A 21,448-nucleotide genomic window follows, 5' to 3' on the forward strand; every position below is an offset into this window, starting at 1 on the left:
CTACCTTAATTGTTATAGGGTTAAGCATTGAATACTGGTACGCGCGGCGGCCTGCGGATCGACTCTGGCGACGTTTGCCAGCAGTGGAAATAGCCCCCGTGAATCGCGGTAATATTCAAATTCGGTCGGTAAGAGAATGCGTTTGCCGTCGTCGTTTAACTCGCGGTATTTCAACCAACGATGAATATCAAACTGGCTGGAGCGCGACAGCCATCCACCGGAACCAACGACTTTGCGCACGGTGGTCAGGTCGCGTCCCATCTGTAAATCGACATTGCCGACGCAGGTGCAGACCTCTTTTTTGGTGCCGGCATGACGTTCAGTGGCGTAACCTACGCACAGTCCGGCCAGCACAGTATCGAAATATTTTTCTTCTGCGTTAGTGGGTAAATGGTCGGGATGTGCAACCAAATGACGGAGATAATGATAAAAAGCGTCCTGCTGCGTGGGGTGCTGAGAAAAGATCACATTAACTAAGTCTTTTGCGCTTTCACCAACCACCATTGCTGAGACGCGCATTCCCAGATCGCCTTCAACGGTCCGTTTTACGAAGGGTTCCGGTACGCCGTGTAAAACGGTGTCGGGTGAGAGATTATTGGCACAGGCAGAATACATATCGGTGGTTGCGCCGCCCATGTCGATCAGCATGAACTCTTTCCAACGGCTATCGACATTACTGATTGCCTTAACCAGTTCAAAAACTGTCCACGGCGTTGGCATTGGCTCTTCGCCCGTTTCATCAACAATGACATCCAGTCCTTTTCCTTTAACAATGCGTTTGAGGAAAATGTCGCAGATGGCCTGTCGCGCGGCGAAAGGGGAGGGATTTTCAAGGTCAGGCAGGACGTTATCGACGATGGTCAGATCTTTATGCCCGAGGATGTCCTGTATATTGTCCTGAATGTCCCTGTTTCCGGCATATATAATGGCGCAATCGAGTTTTGATTCCGCCAGCACACGGGCGTTATTTAGCCCGTAACTCTCTTCTCCGCCGTCGGTGCCGCCAGTGAATAAGAGGATATCGGGTGGTGACTCTTCCAGTGCCTGAATATCACGGCGGTTCAGCTTATAGGAGTAATGCTGCGCTATTTTAGCGCCAGCAGAGTGAGCGGTTACTTTCGCGGATTCCAGGGTAATAGAAGGCACTAATCCCATTGCGGCAACCGCCAGTCCACCTTTGGCTGAAGAGGAGTACTTCAATGCGACTTCGCCGTTTTTTAACAGGGGGAGGGCGTTATTGATGTTTAACACCTGATTCAGGCTTGAGAAAAAACCATCGGCCAGATGATGCGTGGTGGTTGGGGTCAGAACGTGGTTAACCAGCGTTAACGCGTCCCCCTCCCGGGTAAAGAGGGCAGCTTTGGTCCACGTCGATCCAATATCGACAGAGACGATTTGCATCAGATGGCCTCTTCGAAAATACGTGTTTCAACACCATGACGCTGGTTGATATCGTTGGACATCAGCTGGCAGACATCTTCTAAGTCATGGCTGGGGGCGAAGACGCGGTCAAAACCCATCTCTTTGAATTTGATTTGCACGTTAGCGAAGTCATGTTTACCCACCACCAGGTTACCGCCTACATAGAGCAGAATGTCGCCCAGCCCACGTTCGATGCAGCGTTCACGCATACCCAGACAGTCGATATCACCATGCCCATAGATAGAGGAAACTACTATCGCGTCAGCGCCAGTTTCAATGGCAGCATCAATATATTCATCCTGGCTGACCATTACGCCCAGGTTTATGACTCTGAAGTCATGAGAAGTAAAAACGCGATCCAGAACTTTATTGCCAACTGCATGGCAGTCGGCACCAATAACGCCAAGCACTAGTGTTGCTTTCTTCATGGGTAATCCTTTGTAAGACAGAGAGTAAAATAAGTTACACACGTCGTATTTATGGCCGTTTCTGTGGCACATGATTAATAACACTGGAGTGTCTGTGTCCTGTCGTCTGGTTGCAATTGATCTATTTTCAAAATATCTTTCGAAAAATGCTTGTTTATGTGATTGCTTTAAATATGACGGTTATTTCAATGGGTTACGTATATGGTTGTTATTGATTTTAATTTTTCAAATTATATTGATTTAATGTATTGATATATTTGTGATCAACATCTGATTTGCATTTTTTAAGAGGGGACTGGTTATAAAAGTAGTTCATAAAGTTTGGTGCGCATTATTAATGCAATTTACTGCCGTCTTAACATGGAATTGTAACGGTAATGTTTAAAGTAACAAATGGTTAATAACTCATTTGGGGTTGTGCTATTCATTGGACCTAATTAATCACTTCTACTCAAATGATTATTCTTGAGCAGTGGAACGTATTACTTCGAGTGGGCTGGTGTTCAATAACGTCCAGATATAATACCGTTTCATTGTCTCGTCTTGCTGCTGGGTTAATAAAAATAATTTACATATACCAACACAGGATAAACTTAGTTATTGAATCTCATGTTGTTTGATGTTGGGGCACTGAGCCGTTCATTGAATATAAAAAGGGGAAAAATACTTATATCAGATGTAATTTAGCTTAAAAGCTCTCTTTCCCTTCTTCCTGAATTCTACAAATCCATCCTTCAATGTGATTATTAGCAAAGCAACAATAACATTCCGGGGTAAAGGTTGGTGCTCATAAAGACAACAATCAATTAACTTTGATAAAAATATGTTATGTAAAATGACAACAAATTGGCTAATCTAACCAATTAGTCTTATAAAAAGTGGGTAAGGCGGTTCTGTTAAATAAAATACTGGTTTTTTATCTATGCATTTCCATAGTGGTAATTTTACTGTGCTATTTGGTTACAATAAATTAACAATAAAATTACCAATGATCTATAGATTATACATGGTTAACATATCTGGTTGATTTTGATATAAATCAATTTTTAATTCTTGAAAAAAATCTGCAAAACGCGATAAATTGTCGTAGATCAAATTGGTGGGATGGTGACAATTTCACTATAAATTGATCACTGTCGAAAAATGCAAATTTGCTCAATAAAAACCTGTTTATTGTAAGGATTTTGCGGCGTAATATAATTACGGGATCAATTTGGTTTATTCATTAACATATTTGTAACTTTTTTATCATTGTCTTTCCTCTTTTGATGAAATGGCAACGATAGGGGCGAGCAAATAATTTTGTATTGGGGCATGCGTGTGACCCTTTCTAACGGGGTTCACTCTCGGAGTCTTCATGCGATGAGCAAGGAGTCATGATGTTAGATATAGTCGAACTGTCGCGCTTACAGTTTGCCTTGACCGCGATGTACCACTTCCTTTTTGTGCCGCTGACGCTCGGTATGGCGTTCCTGCTGGCCATTATGGAAACGGTCTACGTCCTTTCCGGCAAACAGATTTATAAAGATATGACCAAGTTCTGGGGCAAGTTGTTTGGTATCAACTTTGCTCTGGGTGTGGCAACCGGTCTGACCATGGAGTTCCAGTTCGGGACTAACTGGTCCTACTATTCCCACTATGTAGGGGATATCTTCGGTGCGCCGCTGGCAATCGAAGGTCTGATGGCCTTCTTCCTCGAATCCACCTTTGTAGGTCTGTTCTTCTTCGGTTGGGATCGTCTGGGTAAAGTTCAGCATATGTGTGTCACCTGGCTGGTGGCGCTCGGTTCAAACCTGTCCGCACTGTGGATTCTGGTTGCGAACGGCTGGATGCAAAACCCAATCGCGTCCGATTTCAATTTCGAAACCATGCGTATGGAGATGGTGAGCTTCTCCGAACTGGTGCTTAACCCGGTTGCTCAGGTGAAATTCGTTCACACTGTAGCCTCTGGTTATGTGACTGGCGCGATGTTCATCCTCGGTATCAGCGCATGGTATATGCTGAAAGGCCGTGACTTCGCCTTCGCTAAACGCTCCTTTGCTATCGCTGCAAGCTTCGGTATGGCTGCCGTTCTGTCTGTTATTGTTCTGGGTGATGAATCCGGTTACGAAATGGGCGACGTGCAGAAAACCAAACTGGCTGCAATTGAAGCCGAGTGGGAAACTCAACCTGCGCCTGCTGCCTTTACTCTGTTCGGTATTCCTGATCAGGATGAGCAGACGAACAAATTTGCGATCCAGATCCCTTACGCGCTGGGCATCATTGCAACGCGTTCCGTGGATACGCCAGTGATCGGCCTGAAAGAGCTGATGGTTCAGCATGAAGAACGCATTCGTAACGGGATGAAAGCGTACTCTCTGCTCGAACAACTGCGTTCTGGTTCTACCGACCAGGCGGTTCGTGACCAGTTCAATAGCATGAAGAAAGACCTCGGTTACGGTCTGCTGCTGAAACGCTATACGCCGAACGTGGCTGATGCGACTGAAGCTCAGATTCAACAGGCAACCAAAGACTCCATTCCGCGTGTAGCGCCGCTGTACTTCGCGTTCCGTATCATGGTGGCGTGTGGCTTCCTGCTGCTGGCAATCATTGCGCTCTCCTTCTGGAGTGTCATCCGCAACCGCATTGGCGAGAAAAAATGGCTGCTGCGCGCCGCGCTGTACGGTATTCCGCTGCCGTGGATTGCTGTAGAAGCGGGCTGGTTCGTGGCTGAATATGGCCGCCAACCGTGGGCTATCGGTGAAGTGCTGCCGACAGCTGTGGCGAACTCGTCACTGACCGCAGGCGATCTCATCTTCTCGATGGTGCTGATTTGCGGCCTGTATACCCTGTTCCTGGTGGCAGAATTGTTCTTAATGTTCAAGTTTGCACGCCTCGGCCCAAGCAGCCTGAAAACCGGTCGCTATCACTTTGAGCAGTCCTCCACGACTACTCAGCCGGCACGCTAAGACAGGAGTCGTCAAATGATCGATTATGAAGTATTGCGTTTTATCTGGTGGCTGCTGGTTGGCATTCTGCTGATTGGTTTTGCAGTCACTGACGGTTTCGACATGGGGGTGGGCATGCTCACCCGTTTCCTCGGTCGTAACGACACCGAGCGTCGAATTATGATTAACTCCATCGCACCACACTGGGACGGTAACCAGGTTTGGCTTATCACCGCAGGCGGCGCACTGTTTGCTGCCTGGCCGATGGTCTATGCCGCTGCGTTCTCCGGCTTCTATGTGGCGATGATCCTTGTGCTGGCATCTCTGTTCTTCCGTCCGGTCGGTTTTGATTACCGCTCCAAGATTGAAGAAACCCGCTGGCGTAACATGTGGGACTGGGGCATCTTCATTGGTAGCTTCGTTCCGCCGCTAGTGATTGGTGTGGCGTTCGGTAACCTGTTGCAGGGCGTACCGTTTAACGTTGATGAATATCTGCGTCTGTACTACACCGGTAACTTCTTCCAGCTGCTTAACCCATTCGGCCTGCTGGCAGGTGTGGTAAGCGTAGGGATGATCATTACCCAGGGCGCAACCTATCTGCAGATGCGTACCGTGGGCGAACTGCACCTGCGTACCCGTGCAACGGCACAGGTGGCGGCACTGGTGACACTGGTCTGCTTCGCACTGGCGGGTGTATGGGTGATGTACGGTATCGATGGTTATGTCGTGAAATCGACAATGGACCATTACGCTGCCTCTAACCCGCTGAATAAAGAAGTGGTTCGTGAAGCTGGCGCATGGTTGGTGAACTTCAACAACACGCCGATTCTGTGGGCTATTCCGGCGCTGGGTGTGGTTCTGCCGCTGCTGACCATCCTGACTGCACGTATGGATAAAGCCGCGTGGGCGTTTGTGTTCTCCTCCCTGACGCTGGCCTGCATCATCCTGACTGCCGGTATTGCAATGTTCCCGTTTGTAATGCCGTCCAGCACCATGATGAATGCAAGTCTGACAATGTGGGATGCAACTTCCAGCCAGCTGACGCTTAACGTCATGACCTGGGTTGCGGTGGTTCTGGTTCCGATCATTCTGCTCTACACCGCCTGGTGTTACTGGAAAATGTTCGGACGTATCACCAAAGAAGATATTGAACGTAACACCCACTCTCTGTACTAAGTAAGGAGCTAAAAATGTGGTATTTCGCATGGATTCTGGGAACGCTTCTTGCCTGTTCGTTTGGGGTAATCACCGCGCTGGCGCTTGAGCACGTCGAATCAGGTAAAGCCGGTCAAGAAGACAGCTGATGAGTAAGGTTATCGCAACTTTGTATGCGGTAATGGACAAGCGCCCCCTGCGGGCGCTTTCCTTCGTGATGGCGCTTCTGTTAGCAGGATGTATGTTTTGGGACCCATCACGTTTTGCCGCGAAGACCAGTGAACTGGAAATCTGGCATGGTTTATTGCTGATGTGGGCCGTCTGTGCTGGCGTAATTCACGGCGTGGGTTTTCGTCCGCAGAAGGTTCTCTGGCAAGGGATTTTTTGCCCACTGCTTGCCGATATCGTTCTCATTGTCGGGCTGATTTTCTTCTTCTTTTAAATCAGAATTCTCTTTAAAAATTTATGGACCTTCAACAGTCCATAAATTTTTACGCTCCCTTAACTTGCCCTCATTCCCAAACCTCAATCGCGCGCGTATAGTAGCAGCGTTTAAAAGTTCTAATTTTTGTTGCATTACTGGGATGTAAAGTGAATACAACGCTGTTTCGATGGCCGGTTCGCGTCTACTATGAAGATACCGATGCCGGTGGTGTGGTGTACCACGCCAGTTACATCGCTTTTTATGAAAGAGCACGCACAGAGATGCTGCGTCATCATCACTTCAGTCAACAGGCTCTGATGGCTGAACGCGTTGCCTTCGTGGTGCGTAAGATGACGGTGGAATATTACGCGCCTGCGCGGCTCGACGATATGCTCGAAATACAGACTGAAATAACATCAATGCGTGGCACCTCTTTGGTTTTCACGCAACGTATTGTCAACGCTGAGAATACTCTGCTGAATGAAGCTGAGGTTCTGATTGTTTGCGTTGACCCACTCAAAATGAAGCCTCGTGCGCTTCCCAAGTCTATTGTCGCGGAGTTTAAGCAGTGACTGACATGAATATCCTTGATTTGTTCCTGAAGGCGAGCCTTCTGGTTAAACTTATCATGTTGATTTTGATTGGTTTTTCAATCGCATCCTGGGCCATTATTATCCAGCGGACCCGTATTCTTAACGCCGCGGCTCGCGAAGCCGAAGCGTTTGAGGATAAATTCTGGTCTGGAATCGAACTTTCTCGCCTCTATCAGGAGAGCCAGGGAAAACGAGATAATCTCTCGGGGTCGGAACAAATCTTTTACAGTGGGTTCAAAGAGTTTGTGCGCCTGCATCGTGCTAACAGCCATGCACCGGAAGCCGTAGTGGAAGGCGCGTCGCGCGCGATGCGTATTTCCATGAACCGTGAGCTGGAAAATCTGGAAACGCACATTCCGTTTCTCGGTACGGTAGGTTCCATCAGCCCATATATCGGTCTGTTCGGTACAGTCTGGGGGATCATGCACGCCTTTATCGCGCTCGGCGCGGTGAAACAGGCGACGCTGCAAATGGTTGCACCGGGTATCGCAGAAGCGTTGATCGCCACGGCTATCGGTCTGTTTGCCGCAATCCCTGCGGTTATGGCTTACAACCGTCTGAACCAGCGCGTCAACAAACTGGAGCTGAACTACGACAACTTTATGGAAGAGTTCACCGCCATTCTGCACCGCCAGGCGTTTACCGTTAGCGAGAGCAACAAGGGGTAAGCCATGGCCAGAGCGCGTGGACGAGGTCGTCGCGATCTCAAGTCCGAAATCAACATTGTACCGTTGCTGGACGTACTGCTGGTGCTGTTGCTGATCTTTATGGCGACAGCGCCCATCATCACCCAGAGCGTGGAGGTCGATCTGCCAGACGCTACTGAATCACAGGCGGTGAGCAGTAACGATAATCCGCCTGTGATTGTTGAAGTGTCTGGTATTGGTCAGTACACCGTGGTGGTTGAGAAAGATCGTCTGGAGCGTTTACCACCAGAGCAGGTGGTGGCGGAAGTATCCAGCCGTTTCAAGGCCAACCCGAAAACGGTCTTTCTGATCGGTGGCGCAAAAGATGTGCCTTACGATGAAATAATTAAAGCGCTGAACTTGTTACACAGTGCGGGTGTGAAATCGGTTGGTTTAATGACGCAGCCTATTTAAGCATCTGCGTTTCCCTTGCTTTAAGAGAGCGGGTAACAGGCGAACAGTTTTTGGGAACCGAGAGTGTCAAAGGCAACCGAACAAAACGACAAGCTCAAACGGGCGATAATTATTTCAGCAGTGCTGCATGTCATCTTATTTGCAGCGCTGATCTGGAGTTCGTTCGATGAGAATATAGAAGCTTCAGCCGGAGGCGGCGGTGGTTCGTCCATCGATGCTGTAATGGTTGATTCAGGTGCGGTAGTTGAGCAGTACAAACGTATGCAAAGCCAGGAATCAAGCGCGAAGCGTTCTGAAGAGCAGCGCAAGATGAAGGAACAGCAGGCTGCTGAAGAACTGCGTGAGAAACAAGCGGCTGAACAGGAACGCCTGAAGCAGCTTGAGAAAGAACGGTTAGCTGCTCAGGAACAGAAGAAACAGGCTGAAGAAGCCGCTAAACAGGCCGAGTTAAAGCAGAAGCAAGCGGAAGAGGCAGCAGCGAAAGCGGCGGCAGATGCTAAAGCGAAGGCTGAAGCGGAAGCCAAAGCTGCCGAAGAAGCAGCGAAGAAAGCGGCTGCGGACGCGAAGAAAAAAGCAGAAGCAGAAGCAGCCAAAGCCGCAGCCGAAGCGCAGAAAAAAGCCGAGGCCGAAGCCGCCAAAGCTGCAGCGGCGCTGAAGAAAAAAGCGGAAGCGGCAGAAGCTGCTGCAGCTGAAGCAAGAAAGAAAGCGGCAACTGAAGCTGCTGAAAAAGCGAAGGCCGAAGCTGAGCAGAAAGCGGCTGCTGAAAAGGCGGCTGCAGATAAGAAAGCCGCCGCTGAAAAAGCTGCAGCCGACAAAAAAGCAGCAGAAAAAGCGGCTGCTGAAAAGGCAGCAGCTGATAAGAAAGCAGCGGCAGAAAAAGCCGCCGCAGACAAAAAAGCCGCAGCGGCAAAAGCAGCAGCTGAAAAAGCGGCTGCAGCAAAAGCTGCCGCGGAGGCAGATGATATTTTCGGTGAGCTAAGCTCTGGTAAGAATGCACCGAAAACGGGGGGAGGGGCGAAAGGGAACAATGCTTCGCCTGCCGGGAGTGGTAATACTAAAAACAATGGCGCATCAGGCGCAGATATCAATAACTATGCCGGGCAGATTAAATCTGCTATCGAAAGTAAGTTCTATGATGCATCGTCCTATACAGGTAAAACCTGTACGCTGCGCATAAAACTGGCACCGGATGGCATGTTACTGGATATCAAACCTGAAGGTGGCGATCCCGCTCTTTGTCAGGCTGCGTTGGCAGCAGCTAAACTTGCGAAGATCCCGAAACCACCAAGCCAGGCAGTATATGAAGTGTTCAAGAACGCACCATTGGACTTCAAACCGTAATCGCGATGTTGGTCGTCACGGCGGTCAACATCAGACATCGGTTGTCGCAGGGTTCTGGTAGTTTTGTGTATTTGAGTTTGTTAACATTCTGCTAAATTATCGTGGGCTATCTGTCCAGATAAGGGAGATATGATGAAGCAGGCATTACGAGTAGCATTTGGTTTTCTCATACTGTGGGCGTCAGTTCTGCATGCTGAAGTTCGCATTGTGATCGACAGTGGTGTAGATTCCGGTCGTCCTATTGGTGTCGTTCCATTCCAGTGGGCGGGTCCAGGTGCGGCACCTGAAGATATTGGCGGCATCGTTGCTGCTGACTTGCGTAACAGCGGTAAATTTAATCCGTTAGATCGCGCTCGTCTGCCTCAACAGCCAGGTAGCGCGCAGGAAGTTCAACCTGCTGCATGGTCTGCGCTGGGCATTGACGCTGTCGTTGTAGGTCAAGTCACTCCGAATCCGGACGGTTCTTACAATGTTGCTTATCAGCTGGTTGATACCGGCGGTGCACCGGGTACTGTGCTTGCTCAGAACTCATACAAAGTAAACAAACAATGGCTGCGTTACGCTGGCCATACCGCCAGTGATGAAGTGTTTGAAAAACTGACCGGCATTAAAGGTGCGTTCCGTACCCGTATTGCCTATGTTGTTCAGACCAATGGTGGCCAGTTCCCGTATGAGTTGCGCGTGTCTGACTATGATGGCTACAACCAGTTTGTGGTTCACCGTTCTCCGCAGCCGCTGATGTCTCCGGCGTGGTCACCGGACGGTTCTAAACTGGCATATGTTACCTTCGAAAGCGGTCGTTCTGCGCTGGTAATCCAGACGCTGGCTAACGGTGCAGTGCGTCAGGTTGCTTCCTTCCCGCGTCACAACGGTGCGCCTGCATTCTCGCCGGACGGCAGCAAACTGGCTTTTGCTCTGTCGAAAACTGGTAGCCTGAATCTGTACGTAATGGATTTAGCCTCTGGTCAAATCCGTCAGGTAACAGATGGTCGCAGCAACAACACCGAACCGACCTGGTTCCCGGACAGTCAAAACCTGGCCTTCACCTCTGACCAGGCCGGTCGTCCGCAGGTTTATAAAGTGAATATCAACGGCGGTGCGCCGCAACGTATTACCTGGGAAGGTTCGCAGAACCAGGATGCGGATGTCAGCAGCGACGGTAAATTTATGGTAATGGTTAGCTCCAATGGTGGGCAGCAGCACATTGCCAAACAAGATCTGGTAACGGGAGGCGTACAAGTTCTGTCCTCAACGTTCCTGGATGAAACGCCAAGTCTGGCACCTAACGGCACTATGGTAATCTACAGCTCTTCTCAGGGGATGGGATCCGTGCTGAATTTGGTTTCTACAGATGGGCGTTTCAAAGCGCGTCTTCCGGCAACTGATGGACAGGTCAAATTTCCTGCCTGGTCGCCGTATCTGTGATAATAATTAATTGAATAGTAAAGGAATCATTGAAATGCAACTGAACAAAGTGCTGAAAGGGCTGATGATTGCTCTGCCTGTTATGGCAATTGCGGCATGTTCTTCCAACAAGAACGCCAGCAATGACGGCAGCGAAGGCATGCTGGGTGCCGGCACTGGCATGGATGCGAACGGCGGAAATGGCAACATGTCTTCCGAAGAGCAGGCTCGTCTGCAAATGCAACAGCTGCAGCAGAACAACATCGTTTACTTCGATCTGGACAAATACGATATCCGTTCTGACTTCGCTCAAATGCTGGATGCGCACGCAAACTTCCTGCGTAGCAACCCGTCTTACAAAGTCACCGTAGAAGGTCACGCGGACGAACGTGGTACTCCGGAATACAACATCTCCCTGGGTGAACGTCGTGCGAACGCCGTTAAGATGTACCTGCAGGGTAAAGGCGTTTCTGCAGACCAGATCTCCATCGTTTCTTACGGTAAAGAAAAACCTGCAGTACTGGGTCATGACGAAGCGGCATACTCCAAAAACCGTCGTGCGGTACTGGTTTACTAAGAGAATTGCATGAGCAGTAACTTCAGACATCAACTATTGAGTCTGTCGTTACTGGTTGGTATAGCGGCCCCCTGGGCCGCTTTTGCTCAGGCACCAATCAGTAGTGTCGGCTCAGGCTCGGTCGAAGACCGCGTCACTCAACTTGAGCGTATTTCTAATGCTCACAGCCAGCTTTTGACCCAACTCCAGCAGCAACTCTCTGATAATCAGTCCGATATTGATTCCCTGCGTGGTCAAATTCAGGAAAATCAGTATCAACTGAATCAGGTCGTGGAGCGGCAGAAGCAGATCTTGTTGCAGATCGATAGCCTTAGCAGCGGTGGTGCAGCGGCACAATCAGCCGGCGGCGATCAAAGCGGGGCGGCGGCAACGACGCCAACAGCTGATGCAGGTACTGCGAATGCTGGTGCGCCGGTGAAAAGCGGCGATGCAAACACTGATTACAATGCAGCTATTGCGCTGGTACAGGATAAATCCCGCCAGGATGACGCGATGGTGGCATTTCAGAATTTCATCAAAAATTATCCTGATTCAACTTACCTGCCCAACGCCAATTATTGGCTGGGTCAGTTAAACTACAACAAGGGTAAGAAAGATGATGCGGCGTACTATTTTGCTTCGGTAGTGAAAAACTATCCGAAGTCACCGAAGGCTGCAGATGCGATGTTTAAAGTTGGCGTCATCATGCAGGACAAAGGTGACACCGCGAAAGCAAAAGCCGTGTACCAGCAGGTTATCAGTAAATACCCTGGTACTGATGGTGCTAAACAGGCGCAAAAACGTCTGAACGCCATGTAATGCATAACACACGACCAGAAGTCGCATTATTTCTGGTCGTGTCGTGCGATTCATAAGCAGTTGAGTGATCTACATCGAAATTTTTGTTGCGCTCAAGTCTGAAATCAGTAATATATGCCGCCGTTGCCACGGGATATCAAACAAACCGAAAGCAACGAAAAAGTGGGTCGTTAGCTCAGTTGGTAGAGCAGTTGACTTTTAATCAATTGGTCGCAGGTTCGAATCCTGCACGACCCACCAATCGCTAAGGTGGAAGCGGTAGTAAAACGTGAAGGATAACGTTGCGTCAGCAACGGCCCGAAGGGCGAGACGAAGTCGAGTCATCCTGCACGACCCACCATTTTAAGTAGTATCCAGCGTAGTATCGGGTGATTAGCTCAGCTGGGAGAGCACCTCCCTTACAAGGAGGGGGTCGGCGGTTCGATCCCGTCATCACCCACCACCGGGTCGTTAGCTCAGTTGGTAGAGCAGTTGACTTTTAATCAATTGGTCGCAGGTTCGAATCCTGCACGACCCACCACTAATTGCGGTGGGTTTGGTGGAAGTAGTTTGTAGTATCCAGCGTAGTATCGGGTGATTAGCTCAGCTGGGAGAGCACCTCCCTTACAAGGAGGGGGTCGGCGGTTCGATCCCGTCATCACCCACCACTCGGGTCGTTAGCTCAGTTGGTAGAGCAGTTGACTTTTAATCAATTGGTCGCAGGTTCGAATCCTGCACGACCCACCAATCTTAAAGATTGGATTCGAGTAAAAATCTTTCAGGTAACACCCATATGGGTCGTTAGCTCAGTTGGTAGAGCAGTTGACTTTTAATCAATTGGTCGCAGGTTCGAATCCTGCACGACCCACCATCCTGAATGATTAAGCAGCATAATCCCGCAAGGGGTCGTTAGCTCAGTTGGTAGAGCAGTTGACTTTTAATCAATTGGTCGCAGGTTCGAATCCTGCACGACCCACCAATGTAAAAAAGCGCCCTAAAGGCGCTTTTTTGCTATCTGCGATACTCAAAGATTCGAACCTGCAGCAGGTTCGAGTTGAGCGCAGCGAAACAACGGAGCCGCTTGCGGCGACGGCCCGAAGGGCGAGCGAAGCGAGTCATCCTGCACGACCCACCAATGTAAAAAAGCGCCCTAAAGGCGCTTTTTTGCTATTCAGGCATCCCTCAATTTCAGTTTGTAAACCTGATGACATAGTCAGAGCTTGCTGTGCAAGCAACTCTACGTCGGTGGAATTAGGCGTAAAATGACGCATCCTGCACATCAGGCGTAATACGTGTGACTTTTCCTCACCATTCGGCTATTTTGTTTAGCATATAAAACAATTGAGGCCGATTGCAGCGGGTTGAACGCTTCATGTCGGCATAAACGTTAAGCCTGTAAAACGAGATGGCCAAATGAGTGTGATGTTTGATCCTGAAACGGCGATATATCCTTTTCCACCGAAGCCAACGCCGTTAAGCATTGATGAAAAAGCGTATTATCGCGAGAAAATAAAACGTCTGCTGAAAGAACGTAATGCGGTGATGGTCGCCCACTACTATACCGATCCCGAAATTCAACAGCTGGCTGAAGAAACCGGTGGCTGTATCTCTGATTCTCTGGAAATGGCCCGCTTCGGTACAAAGCATCCCGCTTCTACGCTGTTAGTTGCTGGGGTGAGATTTATGGGGGAAACCGCCAAAATTCTCAGCCCGGAAAAAACAATTCTGATGCCAACACTTCAGGCTGAATGTTCACTGGATCTCGGATGTCCGATTGAAGAATTCAACGCATTTTGCGATGCCCATCCCGATCGTACTGTCGTTGTCTACGCCAACACTTCTGCTGCGGTAAAAGCGCGTGCAGATTGGGTGGTAACTTCAAGCATTGCCGTCGAACTCATTGATCATCTGGATAGCTTGGGTGAAAAAATTATCTGGGCACCAGACAAACATCTGGGGCGTTACGTGCAAAAACAGACAGGCGCAGACATCTTATGCTGGCAAGGTGCCTGTATCGTTCATGACGAGTTTAAGACTCAGGCGTTAACCCGCTTACAAAAACAGTACCCTGATGCTGCCATACTGGTGCATCCGGAGTCACCACAAGCTATTGTCGATATGGCCGATGCTGTTGGTTCCACAAGTCAGTTGATTAACGCTGCAAAAACATTGCCGCATCAGCAACTGATTGTGGCGACTGACCGGGGTATTTTCTACAAAATGCAGCAGGCCGTGCCAGATAAAGAATTGCTGGAAGCGCCAACCGCAGGCGAGGGCGCTACCTGTCGAAGTTGCGCTCATTGTCCGTGGATGGCAATGAATGGCCTTCAGGCCATCGCAGAGGCGCTGGAACAGGGAGGAAGCAATCACGAGGTTCATGTTGACGAAAATCTGCGAGAGAGGGCGCTGGTGCCGCTCAACCGCATGCTGGATTTTGCGGCTACACTACGTGGATAACTGACAATAAGGCGTCACGCTACGCATTGGGGGAAAGATGGATTTTTTTAGCACACAGAACATTCTGGTTCATATACCGATCGGTGCTGGCGGTTACGATCTCTCATGGATCGAAGCGGTGGGGACGATCGCTGGGTTACTGTGTATTGGCCTTGCCAGTCTGGAGAAGATCAGCAACTACTTTTTTGGCCTGATCAACGTTACCCTGTTTGGCATTATTTTCTTTCAGATTCAGCTGTATGCCAGCCTGCTGTTACAGGTGTTTTTCTTTGCCGCTAACATTTATGGCTGGTATGCCTGGTCGCGACAAACCAGTCAACATGAAGCTGAGTTAAAAATTCGCTGGTTGCCATTGCCGAAGGCGCTAAGCTGGTTGGCGGTTTGCGTTGTTTCGATTGGTCTGATGACGGTATTTATCAATCCGGTGTTTGCATTTTTGACCCGCGTGGCAGTCACGATTATGCAAGCATTGGGTTTGCAGGTAGTGATGCCAGAACTGCAACCGGACGCCTTCCCATTCTGGGACTCCTGCATGATGGTACTCTCCATCGTGGCAATGATCCTGATGACGCGTAAATACGTCGAAAACTGGTTATTGTGGGTCATCATTAACGTGATTAGCGTGGTGATTTTCGCCTTGCAGGGCGTCTATGCCATGTCGCTGGAGTATCTGATCCTGACCTTTATTGCCCTCAACGGCAGCCGGATGTGGATCAACAGCGCACGCGAAAGAGGTTCACGCGCGCTTTCCCATTAATGGTGATGATGTGAATGGCCAGACACCCCTTCATTCAGGTGGCAGTCTGGCCCATGACAAGGTTGATATTCCATCTGGATGGTGGCGTGCTCAATCTGATAGTGATCCATCAGATAGTGTTGGATCTGATCCAACAACGCGTCGTGATCGTGTGGCGGGATCACCTGCACATGCAGCGTCATCACTGGCTTTTCGCCCACCATCCACACATGTACATGGTGCACATTGCGGACTTCCGGGATTTCCCGGCACATGCGGCGTTTCATTTCAGCAATATCCAGCGATACCGGTGCACCTTCAAGTAATTCATTCACGCTGTCTTTCAATAATCGCCACGCGCTGCGCAGAACCAGAAGCGACACGAGTATCGAGAGAATGGGGTCCGCAGGTGTCCAGCCGGTCCAGATAATTATCAACGCGGCGACGATAGCGCCAACGGAACCCAGCAGGTCCCCGAGCACATGCAGTGCCGCTGCTCGCACGTTGAGGTTTTTCTCTTCACTACCGTGATGAAGTAACCAGAAAGAAAGTATATTTGCCAGCAATCCCGCCACGGCAATCGCCATCATCATACCGCCTTCAACCGGACGCGGCGTGCGGAAACGTTCTATTGCCCCCCAGACAATCAAAATCGTAATCACCACCAGGGCGATGGCATTCACAAACGCCGCGAGCGTGGTCAATCTTAGCCAACCGAAAGTGTGGCGAATGGTGGGAGGACGACGTGAAAATTGCACTGCGAGTAGGGCGAAAAGCAGGGCGGCAGTATCGGTCAACATATGTCCGGCATCAGCCAGCAATGCCAGAGAACCGGAAAGAAAACCGCCAATGACTTCTACCAGCATAAATCCGGCAGTTACGCCGAAAGCATACAACAAGCGACGAGCATTATTATCTTCTGGTAGGTGTGGGGAAGTGTGTGAGTGTGAGTGCGCCATGACGAGTCATCCCTTAATTTATCTCACTTAACTTTATGACATCATACTTCTTTTAGAAGGGAAAAATTAAAAAGGAGAGCCTCCGCTCTCCCATTATCAGCCATATATCCTGGCTTACTGCGTAGTACCGTCGGTTTTGGTATCGACATCATTGTTGATGCCATCACCGGTTTGTACCTTTTTATTGATGTCCGGGCAGCGACCATCTTTGCACATGGTGTTTTTGTGCTCTTCATCTTTGGTCATGCCGCCATTATTCATGGATGAACCATTCGGGTGCAGCATAGTCCCGCCCGAGTTGGTATTAACCCCGTTATTGTCGACGTTATTTGGTGCGACATTTTCACGAGCGTCCGGGGCAACCTGGCCCGCATCTGCCGCGGCGTTTGCCTGGCCGTTATTGGTTTGCGCTCCGCTATCGGCAGCCAGAGCAGCGCCGCTGGCAAGGCTTAGAGTGGCAGTCAAAAATAGTGTGGCCAGTTTTGTCATTTTCATAGGATGCTCCTGTTATGGGCGTTATGTCGGATAACCTCTTCCAACAGTGCATTTGCAGGTGAATATCAGGCAATGGTTGAAGATTTCAGCCAGAAGAAGAGATCCAGCTGAGAATCTTGAAAAAATTAATAAATAGAGAAGTTACAGTTAGAAATTGTAGGAGAGATCTCGTTTTTCGCGACAATCTGGCGTATTTCTTGCCGATTCCAGGATTATTCCGTCCATAGTGTAAAACCCCGTTTACACATTCTGACGGAAGATATAGATTGGAAGGATTGCATTCACCAAGATAAGTATGGCAACACTGGAACAGACATGAATTATCAGAACGACGATTTACGCATCAAAGAAATCAAAGAGTTACTTCCTCCTGTCGCACTGTTGGAAAAATTCCCCGCTACTGAAAATGCCGCGAATACGGTTGCCCATGCCCGAAAAGCGATCCATAAGATCCTGAAAGGTAATGATGATCGCCTGTTAGTGGTGATTGGTCCGTGCTCAATTCATGATCCTGTCGCGGCTAAAGAGTATGCCACTCGCTTGCTGGCGCTGCGTGAAGAGCTAAAAGACGACCTGGAAATCGTAATGCGCGTTTATTTTGAAAAGCCACGCACCACGGTGGGCTGGAAAGGGCTGATTAACGATCCGCATATGGACAACAGCTTCCAGATCAACGACGGTTTGCGAATTGCCCGTAAATTGCTGCTCGATATTAACGACAGCGGTCTGCCAGCGGCGGGCGAATTTCTCGACATGATCACCCCTCAGTATCTCGCTGACCTGATGAGCTGGGGCGCAATTGGGGCGCGAACAACCGAATCGCAGGTGCATCGCGAACTGGCGTCTGGTCTTTCTTGCCCGGTAGGTTTCAAAAATGGCACAGACGGTACGATTAAAGTGGCTATCGATGCCATTAATGCCGCCGGTGCGCCGCACTGCTTCCTTTCAGTGACCAAATGGGGTCATTCGGCGATTGTGAATACCAGCGGTAACGGCGATTGCCATATCATTCTGCGCGGCGGTAAAGAGCCTAATTACAGTGCAAAACACGTTGCTGAAGTGAAAGAAGGGCTGAACAAAGCAGGCCTGCCTGCTCAAGTGATGATCGATTTCAGCCATGCTAACTCGTCCAAACAATTCAAAAAGCAGATGGATGTTTGTGCTGACGTTTGCCAGCAGATTGCCGGTGGCGAAAAGGCCATTATTGGTGTGATGGTGGAAAGTCATCTGGTGGAAGGCAATCAGAGTCTGGAGAGCGGGGAGCCGCTGGCTTATGGCAAGAGTATCACTGATGCCTGCATTGGCTGGGACGATACCGATGCTCTGTTACGTCAACTGGCAAATGCAGTAAAAGCGCGTCGTGGATAATTTATAGTCAAATCGCCATGACTGTATGTTTGTAGGCCTGATAAGACGCGCAGCGTCACATCAGGCAATGTGCTCCATTGTTAGCAACGACAAACAAAAAAGCCGACTCGCTTGCAGTCGGCTTTCTCATTATTAAACAAATGACGTTTACTTCGCTTTACCCTGGTTAGCGACAGCAGCTGCTTTCGCCGCGATCTCGTCAGCATTACCCAGATAATAGCGTTTCAGCGGTTTGAAGTTCTCGTCAAACTCATACACCAGCGGCACGCCAGTCGGGATATTTAGCTCAAGAATCTCTTCTTCGCTCATGTTATCAAGATATTTCACCAGCGCACGCAACGAGTTACCATGAGCGGCGATGATTACGCGCTCACCGCTCTTCATACGCGGCAGAATGGTTTCATTCCAGTAAGGGATCACGCGGTCAATGGTCAGCGCCAGGCTTTCAGTCAGCGGCAGCTCTTTCTCGCTCAGTTTCGCGTAACGCGGATCGTGGCCCGGATAACGCTCATCATCTTTAGTCAGTTCCGGCGGAGTCACCGCAAAACCACGACGCCACTGTTTCACCTGCTCGTCGCCATACTTTTCAGCAGTTTCCGCTTTGTTCAGACCCTGCAACGCACCGTAGTGACGTTCGTTCAGTTTCCAGGATTTCTCAACGGGCAGCCATGCCTGATCCAGTTCGTCCAGCACGTTCCACAGGGTATGGATAGCGCGTTTCAGCACAGAGGTGTAAGCAAAGTCAAAGCTGTAACCTTCCTCTTTCAGCAGCTTACCTGCTGCTTTTGCTTCGCTTACGCCTTTCTCAGACAGATCCACGTCGTACCAACCGGTGAAACGGTTTTCTTTGTTCCACTGACTTTCGCCATGACGAACCAGAACCAGCTTAGTTACAGCCATATACTTACTCCTCAAATCATCTTTTAATGATAATAATTCTCATTATATTGCCGTGACGAAGCAACAGCAATGCTTACGCATAACCATAGCGAAAATAGTGTCGCAGTGTAAGGTTGTTGTGAATATTGAGTTGCAAATATGTCGGTATTTGCTGGTGATTTGAACAATACGAGGATAAAGCCCTCATGACGAGGGCTTAACATTACTCAGCAATAAACTGATATTCCGTCAGGCTGGAATACTCTTCGCCAGGCCGCAAGAAGCAGTCCGGCTGCGGCCATTCAGGGTGGTTCGGGCTGTCCGGCAGAAACTCGCTTTCCAGTGCCAGCCCCTGCCAGTCGGCGTAAGGTTCAGTTCCTCTTGATGGCGTGCCGCCGAGGAAGTTGCCGGAGTAGAATTGCAGAGCCGGAGCGGTGGTGTAGACCTTCAGCTGCAATTTTTCATCTGCTGACCAGACATGCGCCGCCACTTTTTTGCCATCGCCTTTGGCCTGTAACAAGAACGCGTGATCGTAACCTTTCACTTTGCGCTGATCGTCGTCGGCAAGAAACTCACTGGCGATGATTTTGGCGCTGCGGAAATCAAAAGACGTTCCGGCGACAGATTTCAGGCCGTCGTGCGGAATGCCGCCTTCATCAACCGGCAGGTATTCGTCCGCCAGAATCTGCAACTTGTGATTGCGCACGTCAGACTGCTCGCCGTCAAGATTGAAATAGACGTGATTAGTCATATTCACCGGGCAAGGTTTATCAACTGTGGCGCGATAAGTAATAGAGATGCGGTTATCGTCGGTCAGACGATATTGCACCGTTGCGCCGAGATTACCCGGAAAGCCCTGGTCGCCATCATCTGAACTCAGGGCAAACAGCACCTGACGATCGTTCTGGTTCACAATCTGCCAGCGGCGTTTGTCGAACCCTTCCGGGCCGCCGTGCAGTTGGTTGACGCCATGACTTGGCAACAGCGTCACGGTTTCACCGTCAAAGGTATAACGACTATTGGCGATACGGTTGGCATAACGACCAATAGAGGCCCCAAGAAATGCGGCCTGATCCTGGTAGCATTCCGGGCTGGCGCAGCCAAGCAGAGCCTCGCGGACGCTGCCATCGGAAAGCGGAATACGGGCGGAAAGTAAAGTCGCACCCCAGTCCATCAGCGTGACTACCATCCCTGCGTTGTTACGCAAAGTTAACAGTCGGTACGGCTGACCATCGGGTGCCAGTGCGGGAGTTTCGTTCAGCACTGTCCTGCTCCTTGTGATGGTTTACACACGTAAAAAGTCTCTTTAATACCTGTTTTTGCTTCATATTGTTCAGCGACAGCTTGCTGTACGGCAGGCACCAGCTCTTCCGGAATAAGCGCGACGATACAGCCGCCAAATCCGCCGCCGGTCATGCGTACGCCACCTTTGTCGCCAATCACAGCTTTTACGATTTCGACCAGAGTGTCAATTTGCGGCACGGTGATTTCGAAATCATCGCGCATAGAGGCATGAGACTCTGCCATCAACTCGCCCATACGTTTCAGGTCGCCTTTCTCCAGCGCGCTGGCAGCTTCAACGGTACGCGCGTTTTCGGTCAGGATATGACGCACGCGTTTCGCGACGATCGGGTCCAGTTCATGCGCAACAGCGCTGAACTCTTCAATGGTGACATCGCGCAGGGCTGGCTGCTGGAAGAAACGCGCACCGGTTTCGCACTGTTCACGACGGGTGTTGTATTCGCTGCCAACCAGGGTACGTTTGAAGTTACTGTTGATGATGACCACAGCTACGCCTTTCGGCATGGAAACCGCTTTGGTCCCCAGCGAGCGGCAGTCGATCAGCAAGGCATGATCTTTTTTGCCGAGTGCGGAAATGAGTTGATCCATGATCCCGCAGTTACAGCCAACAAACTGGTTTTCTGCTTCCTGACCGTTAAGCGCGATTTGTGCGCCGTCCAGCGGCAGATGATAAAGCTGCTGCAATACGGTTCCGACCGCGACTTCCAGTGAGGCGGAAGAACTTAACCCGGCACCCTGCGGCACGTTGCCGCTGATCACCATGTCCACGCCGCCGAAGTTGTTGTTACGCAGTTGCAGATGTTTCACCACGCCACGAACGTAGTTCGCCCATTGATAGTTTTCATGCGCGACAATGGGCGCATCGAGGGAAAACTCGTCAGTCTGATTTTCATAATCGGCTGCCATTACGCGAACTTTACGGTCATCGCGTGGCGCACAGCTAATGACGGTTTGATAATCAATCGCGCAGGGCAGAACGAAACCGTCGTTGTAGTCGGTGTGTTCACCAATCAAATTCACGCGGCCAGGCGCCTGAATGGTGTGAGTGGCAGGGTAGCCAAATGCGTTGGCAAACAGAGATTGTGTTTTTTCTTTCAGACTCAT

21 protein-coding genes, 7 tRNA genes and 1 other RNA gene are annotated in these 21,448 nt (G+C 49.9%); 22 read left to right on the forward strand and 7 right to left on the reverse strand.

Features of this window, described 5'->3' with window-relative positions; all coding sequences use genetic code 11:
- Positions 1-12 precede the first annotated feature (12 nt).
- Together glmL and glmS are read right to left on the reverse strand one after the other, a co-directional pair.
- Positions 13-1,401: a methylaspartate mutase accessory protein GlmL gene (glmL, locus tag D9734_RS19735; protein ID WP_130209902.1), complete on the reverse strand. Its 1,389-nt coding sequence runs from the start codon at positions 1,399-1,401 to the stop codon at positions 13-15.
- Positions 1,401-1,850: a methylaspartate mutase subunit S gene (gene glmS / locus D9734_RS19740; RefSeq protein WP_130209904.1), complete on the reverse strand. Its 450-nt coding sequence runs from the start codon at positions 1,848-1,850 to the stop codon at positions 1,401-1,403. The genes glmL and glmS overlap by 1 nt, the downstream gene beginning before the upstream one ends.
- 1,379 nt (positions 1,851-3,229) lie before the next feature.
- On the opposite strand from glmS, the gene cydA reads away from it, so the two are divergent.
- The 21 genes from cydA (at position 3,230) to pnuC (ending at position 15,362) form a co-directional block, all read left to right on the forward strand.
- The gene (gene cydA / locus D9734_RS19745) at positions 3,230-4,798 is read left to right on the forward strand and encodes a cytochrome ubiquinol oxidase subunit I (RefSeq protein WP_010331061.1); all 1,569 of its coding nucleotides are present in this window, start codon (positions 3,230-3,232) and stop codon (positions 4,796-4,798) included.
- A gap of 15 nt (positions 4,799-4,813) precedes the next feature.
- Positions 4,814-5,953, forward strand: coding sequence for a cytochrome d ubiquinol oxidase subunit II (gene cydB, locus D9734_RS19750; RefSeq protein ID WP_000568264.1), 1,140 nt, complete (start codon positions 4,814-4,816; stop codon positions 5,951-5,953).
- Between the two features lie 14 nt (positions 5,954-5,967).
- Positions 5,968-6,081 carry a cytochrome bd-I oxidase subunit CydX gene (cydX, locus tag D9734_RS19755; RefSeq protein WP_000270283.1) on the forward strand — a complete coding sequence of 38 codons (114 nt, stop codon included), beginning with the start codon at positions 5,968-5,970 and terminating at the stop codon, positions 6,079-6,081.
- Complete coding sequence (gene ybgE, locus D9734_RS19760; RefSeq protein ID WP_063096546.1) at positions 6,081-6,374, forward strand: cyd operon protein YbgE; 294 nt, start codon at positions 6,081-6,083, stop codon at positions 6,372-6,374. The genes cydX and ybgE overlap by 1 nt, the downstream gene beginning before the upstream one ends.
- A 149-nt stretch (positions 6,375-6,523) precedes the next feature.
- Positions 6,524-6,928, forward strand: coding sequence for a tol-pal system-associated acyl-CoA thioesterase (gene ybgC, locus D9734_RS19765; protein ID WP_001098372.1), 405 nt, complete (start codon positions 6,524-6,526; stop codon positions 6,926-6,928).
- Positions 6,925-7,617 carry a Tol-Pal system protein TolQ gene (tolQ, locus tag D9734_RS19770; RefSeq protein ID WP_000131310.1) on the forward strand — a complete coding sequence of 231 codons (693 nt, stop codon included), beginning with the start codon at positions 6,925-6,927 and terminating at the stop codon, positions 7,615-7,617. Before ybgC ends, tolQ begins: the two co-directional genes overlap by 4 nt.
- A 3-nt stretch (positions 7,618-7,620) precedes the next feature.
- Positions 7,621-8,049, forward strand: coding sequence for a colicin uptake protein TolR (gene tolR / locus D9734_RS19775; protein WP_000090097.1), 429 nt, complete (start codon positions 7,621-7,623; stop codon positions 8,047-8,049).
- A 63-nt stretch (positions 8,050-8,112) separates the two neighbouring features.
- Positions 8,113-9,390: a cell envelope integrity protein TolA gene (tolA, locus tag D9734_RS19780; protein WP_130209906.1), complete on the forward strand. Its 1,278-nt coding sequence runs from the start codon at positions 8,113-8,115 to the stop codon at positions 9,388-9,390.
- A 132-nt stretch (positions 9,391-9,522) separates the two neighbouring features.
- Positions 9,523-10,815 carry a Tol-Pal system beta propeller repeat protein TolB gene (gene tolB, locus D9734_RS19785; protein ID WP_010352214.1) on the forward strand — a complete coding sequence of 431 codons (1,293 nt, stop codon included), beginning with the start codon at positions 9,523-9,525 and terminating at the stop codon, positions 10,813-10,815.
- A gap of 34 nt (positions 10,816-10,849) precedes the next feature.
- Positions 10,850-11,371, forward strand: a complete 522-nt coding sequence (gene pal, locus D9734_RS19790) for a peptidoglycan-associated lipoprotein Pal (protein WP_001295306.1) — start codon at positions 10,850-10,852, stop codon at positions 11,369-11,371.
- 9 nt (positions 11,372-11,380) lie between these two features.
- Positions 11,381-12,169, forward strand: a complete 789-nt coding sequence (gene cpoB / locus D9734_RS19795; RefSeq protein ID WP_130209908.1) for a cell division protein CpoB — start codon at positions 11,381-11,383, stop codon at positions 12,167-12,169.
- Between the two features lie 164 nt (positions 12,170-12,333).
- Positions 12,334-12,409, forward strand: a tRNA-Lys gene (locus D9734_RS19800).
- 126 nt (positions 12,410-12,535) lie between these two features.
- Positions 12,536-12,611, forward strand: a tRNA-Val gene (locus tag D9734_RS19805).
- A gap of 2 nt (positions 12,612-12,613) precedes the next feature.
- Positions 12,614-12,689, forward strand: a tRNA-Lys gene (locus D9734_RS19810).
- A gap of 51 nt (positions 12,690-12,740) precedes the next feature.
- Positions 12,741-12,816: transfer RNA gene (locus D9734_RS19815), tRNA-Val, on the forward strand.
- A gap of 3 nt (positions 12,817-12,819) precedes the next feature.
- Positions 12,820-12,895 (forward strand) — tRNA-Lys (locus tag D9734_RS19820).
- 48 nt (positions 12,896-12,943) lie between these two features.
- Positions 12,944-13,019 (forward strand) — tRNA-Lys (locus tag D9734_RS19825).
- Positions 13,020-13,051: 32 nt separating this feature from the next.
- Positions 13,052-13,127, forward strand: a tRNA-Lys gene (locus tag D9734_RS19830).
- A gap of 30 nt (positions 13,128-13,157) precedes the next feature.
- Positions 13,158-13,283, forward strand: a non-coding RNA gene (locus D9734_RS19835) — RtT sRNA.
- A gap of 278 nt (positions 13,284-13,561) precedes the next feature.
- Positions 13,562-14,605, forward strand: coding sequence for a quinolinate synthase NadA (gene nadA / locus D9734_RS19840; RefSeq protein WP_130209910.1), 1,044 nt, complete (start codon positions 13,562-13,564; stop codon positions 14,603-14,605).
- 37 nt (positions 14,606-14,642) lie between these two features.
- A complete protein-coding gene (pnuC, locus tag D9734_RS19845; RefSeq protein ID WP_130209912.1) occupies positions 14,643-15,362 on the forward strand; it encodes a nicotinamide riboside transporter PnuC in 720 nt (239 codons plus the stop codon).
- Here the strand turns inward: pnuC and zitB are convergent.
- Together zitB and D9734_RS19855 are read right to left on the reverse strand one after the other, a co-directional pair.
- Positions 15,359-16,300: a CDF family zinc transporter ZitB gene (gene zitB / locus D9734_RS19850; RefSeq protein WP_130209914.1), complete on the reverse strand. Its 942-nt coding sequence runs from the start codon at positions 16,298-16,300 to the stop codon at positions 15,359-15,361. The two genes, pnuC and zitB, sit on opposite strands and share 4 nt — an antisense overlap.
- Positions 16,301-16,414: 114 nt before the next feature.
- The gene (locus D9734_RS19855; protein ID WP_130209916.1) at positions 16,415-16,795 is read right to left on the reverse strand and encodes a YbgS-like family protein; all 381 of its coding nucleotides are present in this window, start codon (positions 16,793-16,795) and stop codon (positions 16,415-16,417) included.
- Positions 16,796-17,110: 315 nt separating this feature from the next.
- On the opposite strand from D9734_RS19855, the gene aroG reads away from it, so the two are divergent.
- Positions 17,111-18,163 carry a 3-deoxy-7-phosphoheptulonate synthase AroG gene (aroG, locus tag D9734_RS19860; protein ID WP_130209918.1) on the forward strand — a complete coding sequence of 351 codons (1,053 nt, stop codon included), beginning with the start codon at positions 17,111-17,113 and terminating at the stop codon, positions 18,161-18,163.
- Between the two features lie 147 nt (positions 18,164-18,310).
- Here the strand turns inward: aroG and gpmA are convergent, their stop codons facing one another.
- The 3 genes from gpmA to galK all read right to left on the reverse strand — a co-directional run bounded on the left by gpmA (position 18,311) and on the right by galK (position 21,448).
- Positions 18,311-19,063, reverse strand: coding sequence for a 2,3-diphosphoglycerate-dependent phosphoglycerate mutase (gene gpmA / locus D9734_RS19865; RefSeq protein ID WP_001295305.1), 753 nt, complete (start codon positions 19,061-19,063; stop codon positions 18,311-18,313).
- 202 nt (positions 19,064-19,265) lie between these two features.
- A complete protein-coding gene (gene galM / locus D9734_RS19870; RefSeq protein WP_130209920.1) occupies positions 19,266-20,306 on the reverse strand; it encodes a galactose-1-epimerase in 1,041 nt (346 codons plus the stop codon).
- A complete protein-coding gene (galK, locus tag D9734_RS19875; protein WP_130209922.1) occupies positions 20,300-21,448 on the reverse strand; it encodes a galactokinase in 1,149 nt (382 codons plus the stop codon). Before galK ends, galM begins: the two co-directional genes overlap by 7 nt.

Source organism: Escherichia sp. E14S1 (genome assembly GCF_004211995.1).
GTDB lineage: Bacteria > Pseudomonadota > Gammaproteobacteria > Enterobacterales > Enterobacteriaceae > Escherichia.

Excerpts from the sequence above, each read along its gene's own strand:
- gpmA (WP_001295305.1), bottom strand. The coding sequence starts at position 19,063 with ATGGCTGTAACTAAGCTGGTTCTGGTTCGTCATGGCGAAAGTCAGTGG.
- nadA (WP_130209910.1), top strand. The coding sequence starts at position 13,562 with ATGAGTGTGATGTTTGATCCTGAAACGGCGATATATCCTTTTCCACCG.
- tolB (WP_010352214.1), top strand. The coding sequence starts at position 9,523 with ATGAAGCAGGCATTACGAGTAGCATTTGGTTTTCTCATACTGTGGGCG.
- pnuC (WP_130209912.1), top strand. The coding sequence starts at position 14,643 with ATGGATTTTTTTAGCACACAGAACATTCTGGTTCATATACCGATCGGT.
- cpoB (WP_130209908.1), top strand. The coding sequence starts at position 11,381 with ATGAGCAGTAACTTCAGACATCAACTATTGAGTCTGTCGTTACTGGTT.
- aroG (WP_130209918.1), top strand. The coding sequence starts at position 17,111 with ATGAATTATCAGAACGACGATTTACGCATCAAAGAAATCAAAGAGTTA.
- zitB (WP_130209914.1), bottom strand. The coding sequence starts at position 16,300 with ATGGCGCACTCACACTCACACACTTCCCCACACCTACCAGAAGATAAT.
- cydX (WP_000270283.1), top strand. The coding sequence starts at position 5,968 with ATGTGGTATTTCGCATGGATTCTGGGAACGCTTCTTGCCTGTTCGTTT.
- pal (WP_001295306.1), top strand. The coding sequence starts at position 10,850 with ATGCAACTGAACAAAGTGCTGAAAGGGCTGATGATTGCTCTGCCTGTT.
- glmL (WP_130209902.1), bottom strand. The coding sequence starts at position 1,401 with ATGCAAATCGTCTCTGTCGATATTGGATCGACGTGGACCAAAGCTGCC.
- ybgE (WP_063096546.1), top strand. The coding sequence starts at position 6,081 with ATGAGTAAGGTTATCGCAACTTTGTATGCGGTAATGGACAAGCGCCCC.
- glmS (WP_130209904.1), bottom strand. The coding sequence starts at position 1,850 with ATGAAGAAAGCAACACTAGTGCTTGGCGTTATTGGTGCCGACTGCCAT.
- cydB (WP_000568264.1), top strand. The coding sequence starts at position 4,814 with ATGATCGATTATGAAGTATTGCGTTTTATCTGGTGGCTGCTGGTTGGC.
- cydA (WP_010331061.1), top strand. The coding sequence starts at position 3,230 with ATGTTAGATATAGTCGAACTGTCGCGCTTACAGTTTGCCTTGACCGCG.
- D9734_RS19855 (WP_130209916.1), bottom strand. The coding sequence starts at position 16,795 with ATGAAAATGACAAAACTGGCCACACTATTTTTGACTGCCACTCTAAGC.
- galK (WP_130209922.1), bottom strand. The coding sequence starts at position 21,448 with ATGAGTCTGAAAGAAAAAACACAATCTCTGTTTGCCAACGCATTTGGC.
- tolR (WP_000090097.1), top strand. The coding sequence starts at position 7,621 with ATGGCCAGAGCGCGTGGACGAGGTCGTCGCGATCTCAAGTCCGAAATC.